Source organism: Cupriavidus sp. FW306-01-F10A (genome assembly GCF_058782785.1).
In genome coordinates, this window is the sequence record NZ_JBYSYA010000010.1 from 1 (window position 1) to 19,575 (window position 19,575).

General features: G+C 68.6%; 21 protein-coding genes. 7 read left to right on the top strand and 14 right to left on the bottom strand.

The window, feature by feature from the left end; translation table 11 throughout:
- Positions 1-116 precede the first annotated feature (116 nt).
- From AC3WLF_RS15970 to minC, 4 genes are all read right to left on the bottom strand, one after another.
- Entirely contained in the window at positions 117-1,214 is a 1,098-nt protein-coding gene (locus AC3WLF_RS15970) for a porin (RefSeq protein ID WP_492320815.1), read from the bottom strand.
- Between the two features lie 370 nt (positions 1,215-1,584).
- The gene (minE, locus tag AC3WLF_RS15975) at positions 1,585-1,839 is read right to left on the bottom strand and encodes a cell division topological specificity factor MinE (RefSeq protein ID WP_010811451.1); all 255 of its coding nucleotides are present in this window, start codon (positions 1,837-1,839) and stop codon (positions 1,585-1,587) included.
- A 21-nt stretch (positions 1,840-1,860) separates the two neighbouring features.
- Positions 1,861-2,676 (bottom strand): septum site-determining protein MinD, encoded by an 816-nt coding sequence (minD, locus tag AC3WLF_RS15980; RefSeq protein WP_013955180.1) that lies wholly within the window; start codon positions 2,674-2,676, stop codon positions 1,861-1,863.
- Positions 2,677-2,743: 67 nt separating this feature from the next.
- Positions 2,744-3,544: a septum site-determining protein MinC gene (minC, locus tag AC3WLF_RS15985; RefSeq protein ID WP_492320814.1), complete on the bottom strand. Its 801-nt coding sequence runs from the start codon at positions 3,542-3,544 to the stop codon at positions 2,744-2,746.
- A gap of 230 nt (positions 3,545-3,774) precedes the next feature.
- Here minC and AC3WLF_RS15990 point away from each other — a divergent pair, with 230 nt between their 5' ends.
- A complete protein-coding gene (locus AC3WLF_RS15990; RefSeq protein ID WP_492320813.1) occupies positions 3,775-4,746 on the top strand; it encodes a magnesium and cobalt transport protein CorA in 972 nt (323 codons plus the stop codon).
- Between the two features lie 154 nt (positions 4,747-4,900).
- Entirely contained in the window at positions 4,901-5,605 is a 705-nt protein-coding gene (locus AC3WLF_RS15995; protein WP_492320812.1) for a tetratricopeptide repeat protein, read from the top strand.
- A 103-nt stretch (positions 5,606-5,708) separates the two neighbouring features.
- Here AC3WLF_RS15995 and AC3WLF_RS16000 read toward each other — a convergent pair whose 3' ends face one another.
- Positions 5,709-6,539, bottom strand: coding sequence for a MerR family transcriptional regulator (locus AC3WLF_RS16000; RefSeq protein ID WP_492320811.1), 831 nt, complete (start codon positions 6,537-6,539; stop codon positions 5,709-5,711).
- A 98-nt stretch (positions 6,540-6,637) separates the two neighbouring features.
- Between AC3WLF_RS16000 and AC3WLF_RS16005 the strand changes: the two genes are divergently transcribed.
- The 3 genes from AC3WLF_RS16005 (at position 6,638) to AC3WLF_RS16015 (ending at position 9,758) form a co-directional block, all read left to right on the top strand.
- The gene (locus tag AC3WLF_RS16005) at positions 6,638-7,582 is read left to right on the top strand and encodes a LysR family transcriptional regulator (RefSeq protein ID WP_492320810.1); all 945 of its coding nucleotides are present in this window, start codon (positions 6,638-6,640) and stop codon (positions 7,580-7,582) included.
- Between the two features lie 122 nt (positions 7,583-7,704).
- Positions 7,705-8,673 carry a Bug family tripartite tricarboxylate transporter substrate binding protein gene (locus tag AC3WLF_RS16010; RefSeq protein WP_340525200.1) on the top strand — a complete coding sequence of 323 codons (969 nt, stop codon included), beginning with the start codon at positions 7,705-7,707 and terminating at the stop codon, positions 8,671-8,673.
- Positions 8,674-8,783: 110 nt separating this feature from the next.
- On the top strand, positions 8,784-9,758 hold the full coding sequence (locus tag AC3WLF_RS16015) for a M14 family metallopeptidase (RefSeq protein WP_492320809.1): 975 nt from the start codon (positions 8,784-8,786) through the stop codon (positions 9,756-9,758).
- 88 nt (positions 9,759-9,846) lie between these two features.
- Here AC3WLF_RS16015 and AC3WLF_RS16020 read toward each other — a convergent pair whose 3' ends face one another.
- From AC3WLF_RS16020 to AC3WLF_RS16045, 6 genes are all read right to left on the bottom strand, one after another.
- On the bottom strand, positions 9,847-10,389 hold the full coding sequence (locus tag AC3WLF_RS16020) for an Sbal_3080 family lipoprotein (RefSeq protein WP_492320808.1): 543 nt from the start codon (positions 10,387-10,389) through the stop codon (positions 9,847-9,849).
- 139 nt (positions 10,390-10,528) lie between these two features.
- Entirely contained in the window at positions 10,529-10,732 is a 204-nt protein-coding gene (locus AC3WLF_RS16025; RefSeq protein WP_492320807.1) for a hypothetical protein, read from the bottom strand.
- Between the two features lie 32 nt (positions 10,733-10,764).
- Positions 10,765-11,334 carry an OB-fold putative lipoprotein gene (locus tag AC3WLF_RS16030; RefSeq protein ID WP_492358494.1) on the bottom strand — a complete coding sequence of 190 codons (570 nt, stop codon included), beginning with the start codon at positions 11,332-11,334 and terminating at the stop codon, positions 10,765-10,767.
- A gap of 41 nt (positions 11,335-11,375) precedes the next feature.
- Positions 11,376-12,620 (bottom strand): glycosyltransferase, encoded by a 1,245-nt coding sequence (locus tag AC3WLF_RS16035; protein ID WP_492320805.1) that lies wholly within the window; start codon positions 12,618-12,620, stop codon positions 11,376-11,378.
- A 105-nt stretch (positions 12,621-12,725) separates the two neighbouring features.
- Positions 12,726-14,153, bottom strand: coding sequence for a tRNA uridine-5-carboxymethylaminomethyl(34) synthesis GTPase MnmE (gene mnmE / locus AC3WLF_RS16040; RefSeq protein WP_492320804.1), 1,428 nt, complete (start codon positions 14,151-14,153; stop codon positions 12,726-12,728).
- 72 nt (positions 14,154-14,225) lie between these two features.
- The gene (locus AC3WLF_RS16045; RefSeq protein ID WP_492353002.1) at positions 14,226-15,044 is read right to left on the bottom strand and encodes a CHAD domain-containing protein; all 819 of its coding nucleotides are present in this window, start codon (positions 15,042-15,044) and stop codon (positions 14,226-14,228) included.
- A gap of 174 nt (positions 15,045-15,218) precedes the next feature.
- On the opposite strand from AC3WLF_RS16045, the gene AC3WLF_RS16050 reads away from it, so the two are divergent.
- Both AC3WLF_RS16050 and AC3WLF_RS16055 read left to right on the top strand, forming a co-directional pair.
- Complete coding sequence (locus AC3WLF_RS16050) at positions 15,219-15,656, top strand: PaaI family thioesterase (RefSeq protein WP_492353003.1); 438 nt, start codon at positions 15,219-15,221, stop codon at positions 15,654-15,656.
- 31 nt (positions 15,657-15,687) lie between these two features.
- Positions 15,688-16,074 carry a VOC family protein gene (locus AC3WLF_RS16055; protein ID WP_010811473.1) on the top strand — a complete coding sequence of 129 codons (387 nt, stop codon included), beginning with the start codon at positions 15,688-15,690 and terminating at the stop codon, positions 16,072-16,074.
- A 4-nt stretch (positions 16,075-16,078) separates the two neighbouring features.
- On the opposite strand, the gene tam is transcribed toward AC3WLF_RS16055, so the two are convergent.
- The 3 genes from tam to AC3WLF_RS16070 all read right to left on the bottom strand — a co-directional run bounded on the left by tam (position 16,079) and on the right by AC3WLF_RS16070 (position 19,558).
- Positions 16,079-16,849, bottom strand: coding sequence for a trans-aconitate 2-methyltransferase (tam, locus tag AC3WLF_RS16060; protein ID WP_492320800.1), 771 nt, complete (start codon positions 16,847-16,849; stop codon positions 16,079-16,081).
- 76 nt (positions 16,850-16,925) lie between these two features.
- Positions 16,926-18,383 (bottom strand): Asp-tRNA(Asn)/Glu-tRNA(Gln) amidotransferase subunit GatB, encoded by a 1,458-nt coding sequence (gene gatB, locus AC3WLF_RS16065; RefSeq protein WP_492320799.1) that lies wholly within the window; start codon positions 18,381-18,383, stop codon positions 16,926-16,928.
- Between the two features lie 89 nt (positions 18,384-18,472).
- Complete coding sequence (locus tag AC3WLF_RS16070; RefSeq protein ID WP_492353004.1) at positions 18,473-19,558, bottom strand: dienelactone hydrolase family protein; 1,086 nt, start codon at positions 19,556-19,558, stop codon at positions 18,473-18,475.
- Between the last annotated feature and the right edge of the window lie 17 nt (positions 19,559-19,575).

A 19,575-nucleotide genomic window follows, 5' to 3' on the forward strand; every position in this document is an offset into this window, starting at 1 on the left:
CGGCTTGCGGTTTACAACTGCTTCGGCGGCTAACAATGAAAAATGCCGTTCAGTCTTAACTGAACGGCATTACACCCGAAGGTGCCTTTTGCCAGGAACTGCTGATCGGGTGTCGATCAGAAGATGTGGCGGATACCCAGTGCAGCGCCAGTCTGGTTGTTGCGGCCCGGCATTTCGGTGGTGGTGCCGCCCGAAACCTTGTTGAAGTCAACCGTGCCGTAGACCTGGGTGCGCTTGGACAGCGAGTACTCGGCCAGCAGCACGCCGGTGTAGCGGCGGCCGTTGTTGTCGTTCACGCCGTTCTTGTTCTCGACGTAGTCGCCGTAGAACACGCCGGTCAGCGCCAGGGCCGGGGTGGCCTGGTAGGTCAGGCCGATGTAGCCGATGGTGTCCTTGCGCGGGTTGCTGGCAGCGCCGGCGGTGACCACGGCCGGAGCAGGCGCGGCAGCCGAGTTGTTCAGGAAGCCGTTGTCGATCACGCCAGTGCGGTCCTTGCCGCCGACGTAGCCCACGAACAGCTTGGCCGGGCCAAAGGCGTACTTACCGGCCGCGCCCCACATTTGCTGCTTGTTGCCGTTGATGTCGCGGATTTCCTGGTACACGCCGCCGATGCCGAACGGACCGAACGAGTAAGCGGCACGGGTGCCCCAGTACTGGTTCTTGGTCATGCTGCCCGGCTGCTCGCCGAAGCCGTAGCTGGCGCCCACGTCCAGGCCGCCGAACTTGCCGGCGTAGCTGACCACGTTGTCGCTGCGGAACTGGGTCAGGAAGAACGGCCAGGCGTTGTTGGTGTAGTTGCCGATGGTCAGCGGATCGTAGTCGCCGAAGAAGTTAAAGCCTTCGGTGTACTGGCGGCCCAGCTTGATCGTGCCGAAGTCACCCGACAGGCCAACGTAAGCCTGACGACCGAACAGGCGGCCGTTCGGGTTGGTGGCGCTGGCCTGGTTGGAACGGCCGGTGTCCGGATCGAAGCCGCCTTCCAGCTGGAAGATTGCCTTCAGGTTGTTGCCGAGGGCTTCGCTGCCCTTCAGGCCCCAGCGGCTGTTGGTGACGGCGCCGTTGGTCAGTTCCCACAGATTGTCGTTGTTGGCGTTGGAGTTCGTCTGGAAGCGGATGCTCTGGTCAACGATACCGTACAGGGTAACGGACGATTGTGCGAACGCCGAACCTGCCAACAGGCTGCCGGCTGCGAGGACGATGGCCGATTTCTTCATGGTGCTCCTTTTCTGTCTTGTACTGTTCTCTCCGCCGGATCACGGCGTGGACGATTTTGTCTACGTTTCGTTGCAGACGCCGCGAAAATTTAACAAAACGTAAGCTACAAGGACACAAAACTCCGCCAAGCTGCGCTTTCAAGCAGGATTTTGGTGCAAATCCGTTGTCTCGCCGCTACAGAATTCCGAGTTGGGGCATTTTGGCAGCGCTGGCGAGCTGGCCTGCACACTGGGCTGGCGGGGAATCACGGCAGGGAGAAAGGGGGCCGGCCGATCGCGGCGCGCAAGCGGCGCCGCGGTCGGCGGAAAGACGGGAAGTGCGGGAAAACCGAAGGAGGAGGAACGAATCCGGCAGCGCCGGGATCCGTCCTCAGTTCTGCGGGATCTCGATCTTGACCTCGAGCACCTCGAGGTTGTCCTGGCGTTCCAGGCTGACGCGCAGGTCCTGGTCGCCGATCTTGACGTACTTGGAGATCACCGCCACCAGCTCGCGCTGCAGCGCGGGCAGGTAGTCGGCGGGCGCGGAATGGCCGGTGCGCTCGTGCGCCAGGATGATCTGCAGCCGCTCCTTGGCGACCGACGCGGACTTCTTCTTCTCTCCCAGCAGGAAGGAAAGGATCGACATGGGGTGAGCCCTCCTTGACCGTTACTTGTTGCCGAAGATGCGGGAGAGCAGCCCCGGCTTCTGGTAGTCGGTGAAACGCATCGGCTTGTCCTTGCCGAGGAAGCGGTCCACCACGTCGCCATAGGCGTCGGCCACGTCGCTGCCTTCCAGGTGGATGGCGGGCGTGCCCTGGTTCGAGGCGTGCAGCACGGCTTCCGACTCAGGCACCACGCCGATCAGCTTGATGCGCAGGATTTCCTGGATGTCGGTCAGCGACAGCATTTCGCCGCCATGCACGCGCTTGGGGTTGTAGCGCGTGATCAGCAGGTGTTCCTTGATCGGGTCGCCGCCTTCGCTGGCGCGCTTGGTCTTGGACGCCAGGATGCCCAGGATGCGGTCCGAATCGCGCACCGACGACACTTCCGGGTTGGTCACGATCAGCGCCTCGTCGGCGAAGTACATCGCCATCAGCGCGCCCGACTCGATGCCGGCGGGCGAGTCGCAGATGATGAATTCGAAATCCATCTCGATCAGGCCGTTGATGACCTTCTCGACGCCATCGCGCGTGAGCGCATCCTTGTCGCGCGTCTGCGAGGCCGGCAGGATGAACAGGTTCTCGCACTTCTTGTCCTTGATCAGCGCCTGGCGCAGGTTGGCTTCGCCCTGCACCACGTTGATCAGGTCGTACACCACGCGGCGCTCACAACCCATGATCAGGTCAAGGTTGCGCAGGCCGACGTCGAAGTCGATCACGGCAGTCTTGTGGCCGCGCAGGGCCAGGCCGGCGGCAAAGCTGGCGCTGGTGGTGGTCTTGCCGACGCCTCCCTTGCCGGAGGTCACAACGATGATTTTTGCCATGGCTCTTTGGTCCAGTAATAAGTTGAAGCTTGCGCTCTCTGCGATTCGGTCCCGGGGGCTGCCGCGGTTACTTGAGCCGCAGCGCTTCTAGGATCAGTTTTTCATCGGCCAGGCGCACCTGGGCGGTCTTGCCGAGCACATCGGCCGGAAGCGTCTGCTCCGCGGTCCGGTAGATGCCGGCGATGGAAATCAGTTCAGGCTCCATGCACGTGCTGAAGATGCGCGCGCCGGTGTTGCCCTTGACGCCCGCCAGCGCGCGTCCGCGCAGCGGGGCATAGACATGGATGTTGCCTTCGGCGATCACCTCGGCGCCGTAGCTGACCACGTCCAGGATGACCACGTCGCCCTGCGCGTAGACCTGCTGGCCCGAGCGCAGCGGCTTGTCGATCAGCATGGTCTGGGTCTGGCGGATGGCGGCGGCCACGGCGGCGTCGGTGCTGGCCTGCGCGGCGGCGCGGACGGATTCCTCGCGCGCGGCCTGTTCGGCGGCGGCCTGTTCCGCCGCGGCTGCGGCCTGGGCCTCGGCGGCGCGGTCGGCGCCACTGCCGCGGCGCGCCTGGCTGTCCAGCAGCGGCAGGCCGAAGCGCTCGGCCCACTCGCGCTGGGCAGGGCGGGCCACCACACCGATGGCGCGGGCCTTGAGCGTGGCCAGCGTGTCGATCACGGTGCCAAGCGCGACTTCGCTGTCATCTTCCAGCGCGCGCAGGTCCAGCGCGATCACGTCATTGGAAAAGAAGTCAGGGGTGGCTTCAAAGCGGGAGAGGAGGTCATCCCGCAGCGCAGCCATGTCGGCGGTCTGGAGGGCGAGAAGGAGGGCGTCTACGTTGCCACTGCGCAGCTCGAAGCGTGGCGATTTCTTCTGGGACATAGCCGGGTGACCGTGGAAATGCCACATTCTAACGTCGTATCTGTCGCGAACTGTAACAATTGGATCGATATGTACAGCAGGTGGCGCGTGGGTTCCATATGCGCGTGCACGGCACATCGTAGCGCCGGGCAAGTGCGGCCAGCGTGGTTTGCCGTGCGCGGCAACACGCATGGCGTCCGTCGCAGCGTAAAGGCTTGTTACGATTGCGCCATCTGATCAGCGGAGTTTCCATGGGCGCCATTGTCAATTGCGTGGCCTACCGGCAGGGCAAGCGGCTCAGCACGGTGGGCATGGAGGAGATTCCCACCGTGCTGGGCGTGCCGGGTACCTTTGTCTGGCTGGGCTTGCATGAGCCTGACCTCGCGCTGCTGCGCCAGGCCCAGCAGGCGTTCGGCCTGCACGACCTGGCGGTGGAAGATGCGCTCGATGCGCACCAGCGCCCCAAGCTCGAGGCCTACGGCGATTCGGTCTTCGTGGTGCTCAACACGGCGCAACTGGTGGAAGATGAAGTGGTGGTCGGCGAGACCCATCTCTTTGTCGGCCCCAACTACGTGGTTTCGGTGCGCCACGGTGCCAGCAGCACCTATGCGCCCGTGCGCGAGCGCTGCGAGCACGACCCGCACGGCCTGGCCAACGGCCCGGGCTATGTGTTGTACGCGCTGATGGACTTTGTCGTCGATCACTACATGCCCATCGTCACGCGCCTGGAAGACACCTTCGAGGCGCTGGAGCAGGGCATCTTCCGCGATGAGTTCGACCGCGCCGCGATCGAGCGCCTGTACCGGATCAAGCGCCAGGTGCTGCGCCTGCGCAATGCGGTCAGCCCGGTGGAGGACATGTGCGGCCAGCTGATCCGGCTGCACGAAGACCTGGTGCCGAAGGAGCTGCGCGCCTATTTCCGCGACATCGAAGACCACGCCAGCCGGCTGGTGCGCACGCTCGACGTGGTGCGCGAAATGCTGACCACCGCCGTGCAGGTCAACCTGGCGCTGGTCACCGTGGGCCAGAACGAGGTGGTCAAGCGCCTGGCCGGCTGGGGCGCGATCCTGGCGATCCCGACCGTGATCTTCAGCCTGTACGGCATGAACTTCGATTTCATGCCTGAGCTGAAAATCCCCTTCGCCTACCCGGCCGTGATCGGCGTGACCGCGGTCGCCTGCGGGGGACTGTGGCGGCGGCTGCATCGGGCCGGGTGGATCTGAAGACCTGGTATTATCTGTGCGAGGAATGATCGTGGCAGATATTATGGTCGATTGATTATTCGCATGGATATTCCGGCGATTCCGCGCCTGCCTACCGGCGCGGTGCCCTGACTCCTACACTGGAATCAGGAAGGCGCTGTGCCCGGAGTCCGCCATGTCGATTGCCCACCCCCCGATTGCCGCCTTGCTCGCCGGCGCCACCGCCGCATGGCTGTTGTGCACGCAGCCGGCGGCCTCCGCACCGCAGCCGCCTGCCCCCGCGCAGGCCCAGACCCGCGACGCGGTCACCGCATATGAAGCGGGCAACTTCGACCAGGCCCTGCGCGGCTTCGCCAATGCGGCCAGGCTGGGCAACCGCCTGGCCCAATTCAACTACGCAATGATGCTGCTGCGCGGCGAGGGCACTGCCGCCCGCCCGCAGGAGGCACTGGTCTGGCTGAAAAAAGCGGCCGACAACCAGATGACGCATGCCCAGTACACCTGGGGCGACCTCTATGAGCGCGGCGAACTGGTGCCGAAGTCACTGGAGGAAGCCAACCGCTGGTATGCGCTGGCGGCGCAGGGCGGGCATGTGCAGGCGCAGATGGCGCTGGCGACGAATTACTTCACTGGCCGGGGCGTGCCGCGCGACTACGGGCACGCGTTCACGTGGTACAGCCGCGCGGCCAGTGCCGGCGACGGCGGCGCGCAATACATCGTCGGCAGCTTCTATGAGCACGGCGAGCCCGGCGTGGTCGACCGGGATCTCGAGCAGGCCAAGATCTGGTATGCGCGCTCAGCCGCGCACGGGGATCCGGGCGCGCTGGCGAAGTTGCGGTCGTTGCTGGAGGAATCGGTGCGGGGAAGGGCGGCGAGGTAGAGCGGCGGGATGACTATGCCGGGAAGCGTCAACCATGTCTTCGCACACCTGTCACCTGTGTGCCCGGTCTGCACGGCGGGGGAGGGGCCAGACCGGCGCGGGATCATGGCTTCCCGCCGCTGCCACCTTCCTCATCATGCAGATGCTCGATGATCGCCGCCACCCGGTCCCCCAGGTATTTGTTGGCCGAGATCTCCAGCGCCCGCATCATCTCCGTCTCCGCCATCACCAGCGCCAGCGGGCGGATGCGCCACAGGATCTCCACCAGCCGCGGCACGTCCTGCGGCGGCGGCAGCTTGCCAATGCCAAAGCGGTCCAGCTCGCGCACCACGGTAGCGACGATATGGTCCGATACCGCCTGGAAATGCCCGCGCGACTGCGCGATGATCTCCAGCACGTCTTCCAGCGCAAAGCCCGCCTGGGCGATCTCCGCGCCCGCGGCCAGCGCGCGCGGGCTGCGTGCGAGATAGCCCAGCCCGTCCGGTTCCAGCAGCCCCAGCGAGATCGCCTTGGCCAGGGCCGGGCGCGAGATCGCGCGGCCGAACAGCCGCGCCAGCGCCAGGTAGGAGTAGTGCCGCGGCGTCTCGTTGGTCCACGGGCTGCTGATGGCGGTCTCCAGCCCCAGGATCGAGCGCAGGTCGTGCCCTTCGACGATGGCCTTGAGCAGCTCGGTGATATTGGCCAGCGTATAGCCGCGCGCCAGCAGGTGGTGGATCAGCTTGAGCCGCCCCAGGTGCGCCTGCGTGTAGATGCCCACGCGCCCGCGCCGCTGCGGCGGATCGATCAGGCCGCGGTCCTGGTAGGAGCGCACGTTGCGCACCGTGGTGCCGGCCACGCGCGCCAGCTCGTCGATGGTGTATTCCGGGGCGGGCGGCGTGGTGTCGGACGCCTGGCTGGTCGGGGACGAGGGAGGGCGGCGCCGGATCAGTGTCATGCGAAAAATTCTAACCGAGGAATGCGGCAGGCAAAGGTGGCGGCCGGTTTTGCCGATAATGAGGGCATTGCCGCCCCACCCTCAACGGTCCGCCTTCCATGCATATCCGCTGGCTCGAAGACTTCGTCTGCCTGGCCCAGGCCGGCAGCCTGGCGCGTGCCGCCGAGCTGCGCAACGTGACCCCGCCCGCGTTTGGCCGGCGCATGCAGGCGCTTGAGGTCTGGGCCGGCGCCCCGCTGATCGACCGCAGCGCGTTCCCGGTGCGGCTGACCGCCGAAGGGCGCCAGTTCCTGGAAGCCGCGCAGAGCGCCTTGCGCACGCTGGACGAGACCCGCGTGGCGCTGCGCGCCGCGCACCGCGCCGACGCCAGCACGGTCACCATTGCCACCGGCAAGACCCTGGCGCGCTCGATGGTGCCGGCGTGGCTGGCGGGCCTGCGCGAGGCGCTGCGGCACGACCCCGCGGCGGCCGGGTTCCGCACGCAGCTGTCGACCTTCCCGATGCATGACGCGCTGGCCATGTTTGCCGAGGGCGATGCCGATTTCCTGCTTTGCTACAGCCCGCCGGACCTGCCGGTGATGCTGGATGACGCGCGCTACCAGTTCCACCTGGCCGGCGTGGAGCGGCTGGTGTGCGTCAGCGCCGCCGACGAGCGCGGCGCGCCGCTGCACCGGTTGGCGACCGGCAAGGCTGCGGCGAAGCCGGTGCCCATGATCGCCTACGCCGAGACCCTGACACTCGGCCGCATGGTCAACCAGGAGATCGCGCGCCGCAAGCTGGCGCCGCGGCTGGACGTGATCGCGGTCAGCGACTTTGCCGAGTCGGTGCACGAGATGGTGCGCCAGCGCATGGGCCTGGCCTGGCTGCCGGCCCGCCTGATTGCCGACGACCTGCACGCCGGGCGCCTGGTGCGTGCCATCAGCGGCGCGCGCAGCGATGATGGCGGCGACCTGGCGCTCGATATCCGCCTGTACCGCCCGCGCGCGCCGATGCGCCCGCTGGCCGAGGCCTTCTGGCAGGCGGCGGTGCAGGCACCGCGCTGATGCGCCTTCGGCGACCATTGCCGAATCGGCAACCGCCCTTGCCAAAGCTGCACGCCGGGCCGCTTCCGCGCTCACTACCATCGCTCCACAACAACCATTCCGGGACCCCCAGAGCCAAGACCATGAAGACCATCCTGCGCGCGGCCGCTGCCGCACTCTGCCTTGCCGCTTCCGCCGGCGCCGTTGCCTCCGCCTGGCCCGCCAAGCCGATCACGCTGGTGGTGGGCTACACCGCCGGCGGCAGCGTCGACCTGGTGGCCCGCACCATCGCCCCGGAACTGGGCAAGCGCCTGGGCCAGAGCGTGGTGATCGAGAACCTGGGTGGCGCCGGCGGCACCATCGGCGCGGCCAAGGTGGTCAAGGCCGAGGCCGACGGCTACACCCTGCTGATGGGCTCGGGCAGTGAAGTGTCGATTGCCCGTCTGACCAACCCCGCCGTGCGCTACGACGGCGAGAAGGACCTGGCGCCGGTGACCTTCGTCGGCACCCAGCCGATGGTGCTGGTCGGCAAGCCCGGGCTGGCGGCCAGGAACGCGGCCGAGCTGATCGCGCTGGCCAAGGCCCAGCCGGGCAAGCTGTCGTATGCCTCGTCGGGCGTGGGCACGCCGCTGAACCTGGCCGGCGAACTGATCAAGCAGCAGGGCAAGGTCAATATCACGCACGTGCCGTACAAGGGCGCGTCGGCCATGGCCACCGACCTGCTCGGCGGCCAGATCGACCTGGCGGTGATGGTGCTGTCGTCGGCGCTGCCGCATATCCAGGCCGGCCGCGTGCAGGCCTACGGCGTGACCAACGCCAAGCGCTCGCCGGTGGCGCCGAACGTGCCCGCGCTGGCCGAGACGCCCGCGCTCAAGGGCGTCGACATGGGCGTGTGGTTCGGCCTGATGGGCCCGGCCAAGCTGCCGCAAGCGGTGGTGGAGCGCCTGAACACCGAGATGCAGGCCGTGCTGGCCATGCCGGATGTGAAGAAGAAGCTGGCAGAAGCCGGCGTGGAAGTGGCGCCGGCCAATCCGGCGCAGTTCGGCAGCTTTATCAAGCGCGAGACGGGGCGCTATCGCACCATCGTGCAGACGGCTGGCATTCACGAGTAAGAGCTGGGGCGGGCGGCGCTGGCAAGGCCCCGCCGCCCATCCTCAACCTGATCCCAAGAACACGACCCGGCGGCACCGACCCGCCAGGCGCCCTGAACGCACCGATTCCCATGACCCAGTCCACCGCACCGATCGACGCCTACCCAGTCGATGTCGCGTTCCCCGACATCCGCGCCTACGCCGCCGGCAACACCGGCATCCCCTACCTGTACACCTTCGACAGCGGCCAGCCCGGCCCGCACGTGATGGTCAATGCGCTGACCCACGGCAACGAGGTCTGCGGCGCCATCGCCGTCAAGGCGTTGCTGGACCACGGACTGCGCCCGCGCCGCGGCCGGCTGACGCTGGCGTTTGCCAACGTCGACGCGTACCACAGCTTCGATGCCGCCAGGCCCGACGCATCGCGCTTTGTCGACCAGGATTTCAACCGCGTGTGGACCGCCAGGGTGCTCGATGATGCCAGCCTCGATTCATCCGAGCTGCGCCGCGCGCGTGCCATGCGCCCGGTGATCGACACCATCGACCTGCTGCTGGACCTGCATTCGATGCACGAGAAAAGCCGGCCGCTGATCGTCTCCGGCCCGCTCGACAAGGGCATCGCCCTGTCGCGCGCGCTGGGCGCGCCGGCCGACGTGATCGTCGACGAAGGCCACCCCGAAGGCCGCCGCATGCGCGACTACGATGGCTTTGGCGATGCCGCCAGCCCGCGCAACGCACTGCTGATCGAGTGCGGCCAGCACTGGGAGCCCGCCGCCGTGACCGTGGCGCAGGACAGCACCGCGCGCTTCCTGCTGCATGCCGGCGTGATCGATGAAAGCGATTTGCCCGCAGGCTGGCTGCAGCGGCTGCCCGCCACGCAGCGCGTGGTGCGCGTGACCGAGCCGGTGGTGGCCACCAGCATGGACTTCCGCTTTGCCGGCCCCTATACCGGGCTGGAGACCTTTACCGAGGCCGGGACCGTAATCGGCTGGCGCGACGGCGAGCCAGTGGTGACGCCGTATCCGGATTGCGTGCTGGTGATGCCGTCGCTGCGCCAGTTGCGCCCGGGCGTGACCGTGGTGCGCCTGGGGCGGCTGGAGCGCTGATCCGGGTACGCTGGGCCGGGCGCGGCTGCGCCCGGCAAGATGCTGCGCAGACAGGCATGGCCCGGCCCTCCGGTCGAGTGCGGACAGGCTAGGCCGCCGGGGCGGCCGTGCCCGCCGGCGGCTGGGGCGGCGGCAGCATGCCGGGGAACAGTTGCTCGACCAGCTCATCCAGCTTGGACGAAGGCTGCACGAAGTTGCTCAGGTTGAGCCCGCCCGCGCTGCGGTTGGCGTTATAGATGGCCTTGCCGACACGGTCGCCGTTGCGGAACACGGTGATGTCCGCGCTGTTCAGGTACGCAGTCCAGTACCAGGCGCTGCGCGCCGTGTACAGCGCCACCACCGGGCACGCCGCGATCGAGGTCTGCGCCTGCAGCACCTTCACCTCGAAATTGCGCCGCCGCAGCGATGAGAGAAAGTTCTCGACAAAGTCATTGCCCGTGACCGGGTTCACCACCACGCACAGCAGCGTGCCGTTGGCGCCGTAGTTGCCCAGCGGGCCGCCGCCAGCGGGCACCTGGAACGCGACAAGGGGATCGGTGCGGTCGGGCCGGTCGACCGGGGTCACTGCCTGGTAGGTCGAGCAACCGGTGATCAGCAGGCCAAGGCCTGCGGCCAGCAGAGCTTTGTACATGGATGTCCTGTGTGGCTGGGGCGGGCTGCCATGCAAGACACAGTGGCCACCGCATACCTTCACACTGTAGGCGCCGGCACGCAGATCCAATCGCCCAAACAGAAGCGCAAAACGGCCGCTTCTGCGCCGGCGTGGCGCCTCAGCCGCCCGCGCTGCCGCCTTGCGCCAGCCGGCCTACCAGGACCAGGCAAAGCCCGGCAAGGCAGACCCCGATGACGGCGACCTGCAGCCGCGTGACGGGTCTGCCGCCAAACAGCGTCTGGCTGAGCCAGGCGGGCGAGACCACGCCGACGATGGTGGCCACCATGATCAGGATGGCAAGGACGGACAGAACGGATTGCATGGCGGGACTCCGGAATCTTGAGACAAGCGCGATCAGTTGGCGCCGCCGCGCAGCAGGCAGTCGCGCAGCAGCGGTGCGCCATCGGCCAGCCCGGCGCCGTTGCATTCCAGCGCCACCTTCTGGCCGCGCCGCACCATGGTGGCGCGGGCCTCCACCTCGCACACCCGCCCTGCCGGGCCGCAGATCTGGCGTTGCAGCAGCAGTGCGCGCACATTCACGCCGGGATCGTTGGTGCGGATATCGACAAAGACCTGGTCGCCCTCGCGGCGAATGCCGCTGGCGACGCCTTCGACGATCAGGTACTGGCCCAGGTAGCGGGTGTCGGCTTCCTTGGGATTGCCGCGGTAGTCATTCAGCAGCGTGTCGGCCTGGAGCTGCGGCAGGCGGTCAGCGGGGCGCTCGGGGTCGATGCTGATCGGGTCGAGCGTGCCGTCGCGCGGCACCCCGCGCACGACGCTGGCCGGCACCGCGCTGGCTTCGGCCTGCGTTTCGGGCGCGGCACCGCCGACATCGCCGCGGCGGTCATTGCCGGCAAACCACAACATGCCAAGGACAGCCACGGCGACGATGGCAATAAGGATTTGCTGGGTACGGTTCAACATCGGAAGGTCCTGCGTCAGTGAATGCGAAAGGCGGAACGGGATTATGCGCCCTGCCTGCCGCAAAAGCGCTCAATCGCCGCCACGGCATGGTCGACGCCGCGTTCGGCGGCCATCGCGCGGCCCAGCCTGGCGGCCCGTTCGCGCGTGGCCGGTTGCTCGGTAAAGGCGATCATCGACGCCAGCCGCGGCGCGTCGATCTTGTGCCCGGCGACATGACGCGGCGCCACGCCCAGCGCCGCCAGCCGGCCCGCCCAGAAGAACTGGTCGCCCGCAAACGGCAGCACGATCGCCGGCACGCCCGCCGCCGCGGCCGCATGCGTGGTGCCCGCACCGCCGTGATGGATTGCCGCCGACACGCGCGGCAACAGCCAGTCATGCGGGGTGGCGCCCACCACGTGGAAGTTGGATGGCAACGCCGCCACGTCGATGCCGCTCCAGCCCGGATAGAACAGCGCGCGCCGGCCATCGGCCGCCTGCACCAGCGCCGTCACCACCTTGTGCCGGTCAAAGCCCGCCATGCTGCCAAAGCCGATATAGAGCGGCGCCTCGCCGGCCGCCAGGAAGTCGCGCAGCGGCGCGTCCGGTTGCCAGTCCGGCTGCGGCGGCATGGTCCACGCGCCGCTCACCAGCCAGTCGTCATGCCAGTCATGCGGACGCGGGACCAGTTGCGGCGAGATCGCGTACAGCGTCGGAAAGTCCGCCCACATCGCCTTGCGCGCCGACGCGCCGAACAGCCTGGAGCGCGCAGCATTGGTCGCGCTACGGAACATGCGCCACAGCACGAAGTTGATCACGTGGTGGCTGGCGCGATTGGCCCACCCCGGCATCCTGAACGGCGGCAGCAGCGCGGACGGAAAGGCCCGCGTCGGCGAGATCGGGAACATGCCTGCGCCGATCACCGGCTTGCCCAACTGCTCGCCCACCGACAGCGCCACATACGCCGTCAGCCCCGAGAACACGATGCCGTCGGCAGCGCGCGCGGCCTGCGCCAGTTGCGACATCCACGCCTCGGTGTTGTCCTCGGCAATGCGCCCGAATGCCCGCGTGGCCTCGGCGACGTTGCCGCCTTCGGTCATCAGCTTGTGCAGCGCGCCGCCCGGCGCCAGCGTCTGCTTGATGTCGCCTGCCATCGGTGCAAAGGCGAGGCCGTGCTCTGCCGCGAGCGTGGCTGCCGAGCGTTCGCCCAGCATCAGCACGTCATGGCCGGCGGCGCGCAGGCCGAGGCCCAGCGAGACGATGGGGCGGCAGTCGCCCTGGGTACCGAAGGTGATGAGGGTCAGACGCATGGCGGGAGAGGCGCCGACGGGCTGGCGCGGGCATGTCAGCGAGTGGCTTGCAGTTTACTTTCCGGTGTCTTTCCGCGCAGCGACATGGGGCTGCGCCTGCGGGTATCACTTGCCGATGCAGAACCGCGTAAAGATCGTCCCCAGCAGATCATCACTGGTGAACTCACCCGTAATGCTGTTCAGGCAATCCTGCGCCAGCCGCAGCTCTTCGGCAAACAGGTCCAGCGCCTGCGCCTGGTGCTCGGCCTGCTCGGCTGCGATATCCAGGTGCGATTGCGCATTCCGCAGCGCCGTCAGGTGCCGCTCGCGCGCCAGGAAGTTGCCTTCATTGCCTGACTGCCAGCCCACCAGCCGCAGCAGCTCGCGGCGCAGCAGTTCAATGCCGGCTCCGGTGCGCGCCGAGATCCAGATCTCGGTCGGGTTGGGGCCGTTGGCGGCGACCACGTGCGGGCGGTTGCCGCCGAAGATGACATCGCCGACCGCGGGCGCCTTGTCGATCTTGTTGACGATGCGCACGATCGGCGAGCCCGGCGGCAGCTGGCCGCTGAGCTGGTCGTCGATGGCGTCGTCAGTCTCCGACAGGCCATGGCGCAGGTAGTCGGTGGCGTCGACCAGGTGCAGCACGATGTCGGCGCGGCGGATGGCGTCCCAGGTGCGTTCGATGCCGATGCGCTCGACTTCGTCGGCGGCGTGCTCGCGCAGGCCGGCGGTGTCGATGATATGCAGCGGGATGCCGTCGATCTGGATGGTCTCGCGCACGCGGTCGCGCGTGGTGCCGGCGATGGGCGTGACGATGGCCAGCTCCGCGCCGGCCAGCGCGTTCAGCAGCGACGACTTGCCCACGTTGGGCTGGCCCGCCAGCACCACCGACAGGCCCTCGCGCAGCAGCGCGCCCTGGCGCGCCTGCGCCAGCACGCCGCCAAGTTCGGTGCGGATGGTGGCAAGCTGGCCGCGCGCGTCGGACTGCTCCAGGAAATCGATCTCTTCTTCGGGGAAGTCCAGCGTGGCTTCGACCAGCATGCGCAGGTGGATGACCTTATCCACAAGCTGGCGGATAGCGTTGGAGAATTCGCCCTCCATTGAACGCGCCGCCGAGCGCGCCGCGGCCTCGGTGCTGGCTTCGATCAGGTCGGCCACGGCCTCGGCCTGGGCCAGGTCGAGCTTGTCGTTGAGGAAGGCGCGCCGCGTGAACTCGCCGGGCTCTGCCAGGCGCAGGCCGATGCCGTCGCCCGCTTGCAGGCAGCGTGTCAGCAGCATCTGCATCACCACCGGGCCGCCGTGGCCCTGCAGCTCGAGCACTTCCTCGCCGGTATAGGAATTGGGCGCCGGGAAATACAGCGCCAGGCCGTGGTCGATGACCTTGCCATGGCCATCGAGGAACGGCAGGTAGGTGGCGTGGCGCGGCTTCAGCGCCTGGCCGCAGACGGCGCGCATCACCGGGCCGACATCGGGGCCCGACACACGCACCACGCCGATGCCGCCGCGTCCGGGCGCGGTGGCGATGGCGGCAATGGGAACCTGGGGAGCAGTCATGGCGGTATTGTCGCAGATCGGGTGCAGTTGGCGTGGCACGCGGTGGGCAGGCCGCCGTGGCGGGCGGGGTGGTCAGCCGGCGCCGGGCAGCGGCCGCGGCGCCTCGTCCGGCATTGCCTGCGCCTGCAGGCATTCGGCCAGCAGCCGGCGCGCGACGATGCCGTCGACAAAGCGGCCGAGCTTCGCCTGCCCTTTGACCAGCTTGCGATGCAGGTCCCTGGTGTAGCGGGAGGGCAGCACCGGCTCGAATGCCTCGATCACATAGCGCAGTCGCTTGCCGGCGATGCGCTGCTCATGCACCGCGCGGGGATCGCCGCGGCGTGCAGCCTTTGCCAGCGCGCGCAGGCGCTTGCGGCCGCGGCGCACGCGCTTGCGCGCAAGGGGCCCGAGGCGGCCACCGTCACTGCGGGCGCGGGCGGCCAGGTGGGCCAGGTGCGCCAGGTCGCGATGCAGCGCGGGCAGCGGCCAGTCACGGTAGCCGGCCAGGGCCGCCAGCATGGTTTGCCGCGCGGTGTCGCGGCGCTCCCGGGCGGTATCGGCGATGGCCGACAGCACGGTATCGTCAGGTTCCAGTTTGCGCGCCGGTGCAATGGTTTCGGCCAGGAATACATCCCAGTCGCGCACGTCGCTGGTGGCGCGCGCCAGCATGCGCAGGTCATGCTTCCAGCGATCGCGCTCCTGCCGCGGCAACGACGGCCCCAGCGCCCACAGCACCGCGCGCGCATGGCGCACCGCCACGCGCAGCGCGTGCAGGTCTTCGGGCTCGTCGCGGCGCAGCAACTGGGCCAGGCTCGCTTCGATGCGCGCCAGGCTTGCCTGCGTCAGCGCGGCAAAGGCCGCGGCGGGGCGCGTCTTGCGGCGCAGTGTGGGGGGATGGGTGTCGGCGATCATTGCGGGCTGCATGCGCTCAGGCGCGCACGCGGGTCGCGGATGCTTCCAGTGTAGGCGACAGCACGCCGGCCCGCTTCCGCGCGGCGTAACAGGCGCATGGATGGTTGACAGCCCCGCGCCTTCACGCTGCAATGCGCACATCCCGGTGATGCAGGGACCCGACAAGGAACAGCCATGACCACTGAACAGGAACGGCTTCTGCTGCGCGACACCATCGAGGCGGGCTTTCGCCAGGCCGCCTTTGTCAACGATGTCGGCATCACGCTGGCGGACTGCGGGCCCGGCTGGTGCGAATCCACGCTGGACATTGCGCCGCGCCACCTGCAGCACGGCGGCATCGTCCATGCGGGCGTGCAGGCCACCATCGCAGACCACACCGCGGGCGCGGCGGCATCCACCATCCTGGAGGCAGGCCAGCACGTGGTCACCGCGGAGTTCAAGATCAACCTGCTCAGGGCCGTGCGCAGCGAACGGCTGCGCTGCCGTGCCGATGTGCTCAAGTCCGGCCGTTCGATCATCGTGGTGGAGGCGGATGTCTTTGCCGACCTCCACGGTGAATCGGTGCTGGTCAGCCGCCTGAACGCCACCATGAGCGTGCTGGACCTGGCCTGAGCCCCCTCCCACCGTTGAAAGGAAGCGACCCATGATCGACCACACCGGCGTAAGCGTCAGCGACTACGGCAAGAGCCGTGCCTTCTACCAGGCGGCGCTGGGCGCCATCGGCTATGTGCTGGACAAGGAATTCCCGGCCAGCGTCACCGGCAGCACCGATGTCGCAGGCTTCGGCCCGCCGGGGCAACCCGACTTCTGGATCCACCGCGGCACGCCCAACCAGCCGCCGCTGCACGTGGCCTTCCGCGTGGACAGCCGCGAGACCGTCGATGCCTTCCATCGCGCGGCGCTGGCCGCGGGCGGGCGCGACAACGGCGCGCCGGGCATCCGCGCGCACTACCACCCCAACTACTACGGCGCCTTCGTGCTGGACCCGGACGGGCACAACATCGAAGCGGTGTGCCACAAGCCGGCGTAGGGCCTCAGCGCGTCGCGACGATAAACAGGCGCGGGAACGGCAGCAGCACCGACCCGTCCGGCAGCGCCGGGTACGCCTTGGCAATCTCGGTCTGGTAGCGCGCCAGGTAGGCGGCGCGCTCGGCCTCGTCCAGCGGCTGCAGGAAGGGGCGCAGGCCGCTGCCCTTGAACCACTCCACCACCGCGGCCGGGCCGCCCGCCAGCGGATGGTGGTACGTGGTCAGCCATACGTCCACGCGCTGGCACAGCGGGCGCAGCAGCTCGTAGTACCACTGCGCCGGGGCGCGCTCGGCGCGGGCCTTGCTGGCGCCGGCGAGCTTTTCTGCCCACGGGCCTTCCGCCGCCACCTGGCGCATCAGCCGGTGCGCGGGTTCTTCCAGGTTGTCCGGCATCTGCACGGCCAGCGTGCCGCCGGGGGCGAGCCTGGATACCAGTGCCGGGAACAGGCTGGCGTGGTCAGGCAGCCACTGCAGCACGGCATTGGCCAGGATCACGTCATAGGGCCCGGCCTCGTCCCAGGTGCCGATGTCGGCCACGCGGAACTGCACCTCGGGCAGGCGCTTGCGCGCCGCGTCGACCATGTCCTGCGAGCTGTCCAGCCCGGTCACCGACGCCCCCGCATAGCGCGCCAGCAGCACCTCGGTGGAGTTGCCCGGCCCGCAGCCGATATCCACCGCGCTGCGCGCGATCTCATTGGGGATGGCAGCCACCAGGTCGCGGACCGGGCGGGTGCGTTCGTCTTCGAAGGCGACGTATTGATGGGCGGACCAGCTCATGGGGATCTCCTGACTTTTAGAGCAGGCCAGTAGGATACGCCTGCCGCAGCGGTTCGCTGGCCCTGTCAGCCAGCCCTTACCCCAGTTTTTTCTTCAGCAGCTCATTCACCTGCGCCGGATTGGCCTTGCCCTTGGTCGCCTTCATCGCCTGCCCGACCAGCGCATTGAACGCCTTCTCCTTGCCCGCGCGGAATTCCTCGACCGACTTGGCGTTGGCGGCCAGCACGTCGTCGATGATCTTCTCCAGCTCGCCGGTGTCGGACATCTGCTTCAGCCCCTTGGCCGCGATGATGGTGTCGGCATCGCCGCCGTGCTCGCCGGCCCACATCGCCGGGAACACGTCCTTCTTGGCGGTGTTGTTCGATACCGTGCCGTCGGCGATGCGCGCGAGCAGCCTGGCCAGTTGCGCCGGCGTGACCGGTGCGGCGTCGATGGCGATGCCTTCGCGGTTCAGCTGCGAGGCCACGTCGCCCATCAGCCAGTTGGCCGCGGGCTTGGCGTTGGCGGCGCCGGCGTCGGCCACCACGGCCTCGTAGTAGGCGGCGAAGGCCTTGGTCGCGGTCAGCGTGGTGGCGTCATAGGCCGACAGGCCGTACTGCGAGACAAAGCGCGCCTGCATCGCCGCCGGCAGTTCCGGCAGCTCGCCGCGCACGCGCTCGACCCAGCTCGCGTCGATTTCCAGCGGCATCAGGTCGGGGTCGGGAAAGTAGCGGTAATCGTGCGCGTCTTCCTTGGTGCGCATGGCGCGCGTTTCGCCCGTTTCCGGGTCGAACAGCACGGTGGCCTGCTGGATCTTGCGGCCGTCCTCGATCTCGGCGATCTGCCACTGCACTTCGTACTCGATGGCCTGCTGCAGGAAGCGGAACGAGTTCAGGTTCTTGATCTCGCGGCGGGTGCCGAATTCCTTCTGGCCGAGCGGGCGCACCGACACGTTGGCGTCGCAGCGGAAGCTGCCTTCCTGCATGTTGCCATCGCAGATGCCCAGCCACACCACCAGCGAGTGCAGCGCCTTGGCGTAGGCCACGGCTTCGGCGGCGCTGCGCATGTCGGGCTCGGTGACGATTTCCAGCAGCGGGGTGCCGGCGCGGTTCAGGTCGATGCCGGTCATGCCGGCAAAGTCTTCGTGCAGGGACTTGCCCGCGTCTTCTTCCAGGTGGGCGCGGGTCAGGTTGACGGTCTTTTCGTAGAACTCGCCCTTCTTGCCTTCGACCTGGATGGTGATGGTGCCGCCCTGTACCACCGGGATCTCATACTGGCTGATCTGGTAGCCCTTGGGCAGGTCGGGGTAGAAGTAGTTCTTGCGCGCAAAGACGCTGCGCGGCGCGATAGTGGCGCCGATCGCCAGGCCGAACTGGATGGCGCGCTCGACCGCGCCCTTGTTGAGCACCGGCAGCACGCCCGGCAGAGCCAGGTCCACCGGCGAGGCCTGCGTGTTGGCCTCGGCCCCGAAGGCGGTGGAGGTGCCGGAAAAAATCTTGGAGGCCGTCGAAAGCTGAGCGTGCGTTTCGAGGCCGATCACCACTTCCCATTGCATGGCGGTATTCCTGTTCGGTTCTTTCGGTTCTGTCTGTAGCGGTGGAGCGGCGCAGCCGCCCCGGGTTCAGTCTGGTCTTGCCCCGGCCGTCAGGGGTCGGGGCTGGCAAGCCATGAGTCGAGCTGGGCCAGCGCGGCCACGCGGGCCACCGCATCGCCGCCGACGGTGACGCCCTGGGTCTTGCGCATGCCCGCCGGCACGTCGCGGCGCATATGCAGCTCGCTGGTGCCGTCGAAGCCGTGATAGGCGCCCGGGTAGATCTCCAGCCGGAAGCGCGCGCCCGGCTGGCGCGCCAGCACCGCGCTCTGCAGCATGGCGCAGCGGGTGGCGGGGGTCCAGTCGTCGGCGCCGCCGATCATCAGCAGCATCGGCGCGCGCAGGCGGAAGTTGTGCTGCTGCACGGCGCGCTTGCAGCCCGGGTAGAACGCCACCGCGCGCTCCACCTGGGGCGTGCCGGCCGGCCACGGGCGGCTGGCATCGACGGTGGCCAGCACCGCCTGCGCGCCGTTGGACCAGCCCAGCAGCACGATGCGCGCGGTATCGACCGCCGGCTGCTGCGCCACCCAGCGCAGCGCGGCCAGCGCATCGGCGCGGCGCGTACGGTCGTCGATGCCGCGCGCGTCGATGGGTTCGGAGCAGATGCCGTGGGGCCTGCCGCGCGCGCTGAAGCTGTCGGGCATCAGCACGGCATAGCCGCGCTCGTTCAGCCAGTGCGCGTATTCGCGGTAGCGTTGCTGCAGCAGTCCGGAAACGTCCGCCTGGGCGGTTCCGGCGGCACCCGCCGCGCGCGCGGGGCGCGCGGATAGCAGGCCGCCGCAGCCGTGCAACGCCACCACCACCGGCAGCGCGCGCGGGGTGGCGCCCTCGCGCGGCAGGAACCAGTAGGCGGTGAGCGCGGGCGTGGCCGCATCGCCGCGCAGCTGGACACGCTGCGCCGGCATGGGTGCCGTGGCCGCGGATCCTGGCGCGGCCCGGCTCACCGCATTCGGCGCCAGCACGCCGGCGGGCGTCAGCGGCGCCGGCTGCGCCAGCGCGGGCGCGGGCAGTTCCGGTGTATGCGCGGATGCGCCGGCCAGCCATGCGCCCAGCCCCAGTGCCACCGCGGCGCGCAGCACCGCCACCGCCGGACGGGCGGTGCGCGGCGGGCGTTGCGGGGTGGCGGGTGCGTGGGTCATGGCCGGCTTCGGTGGCT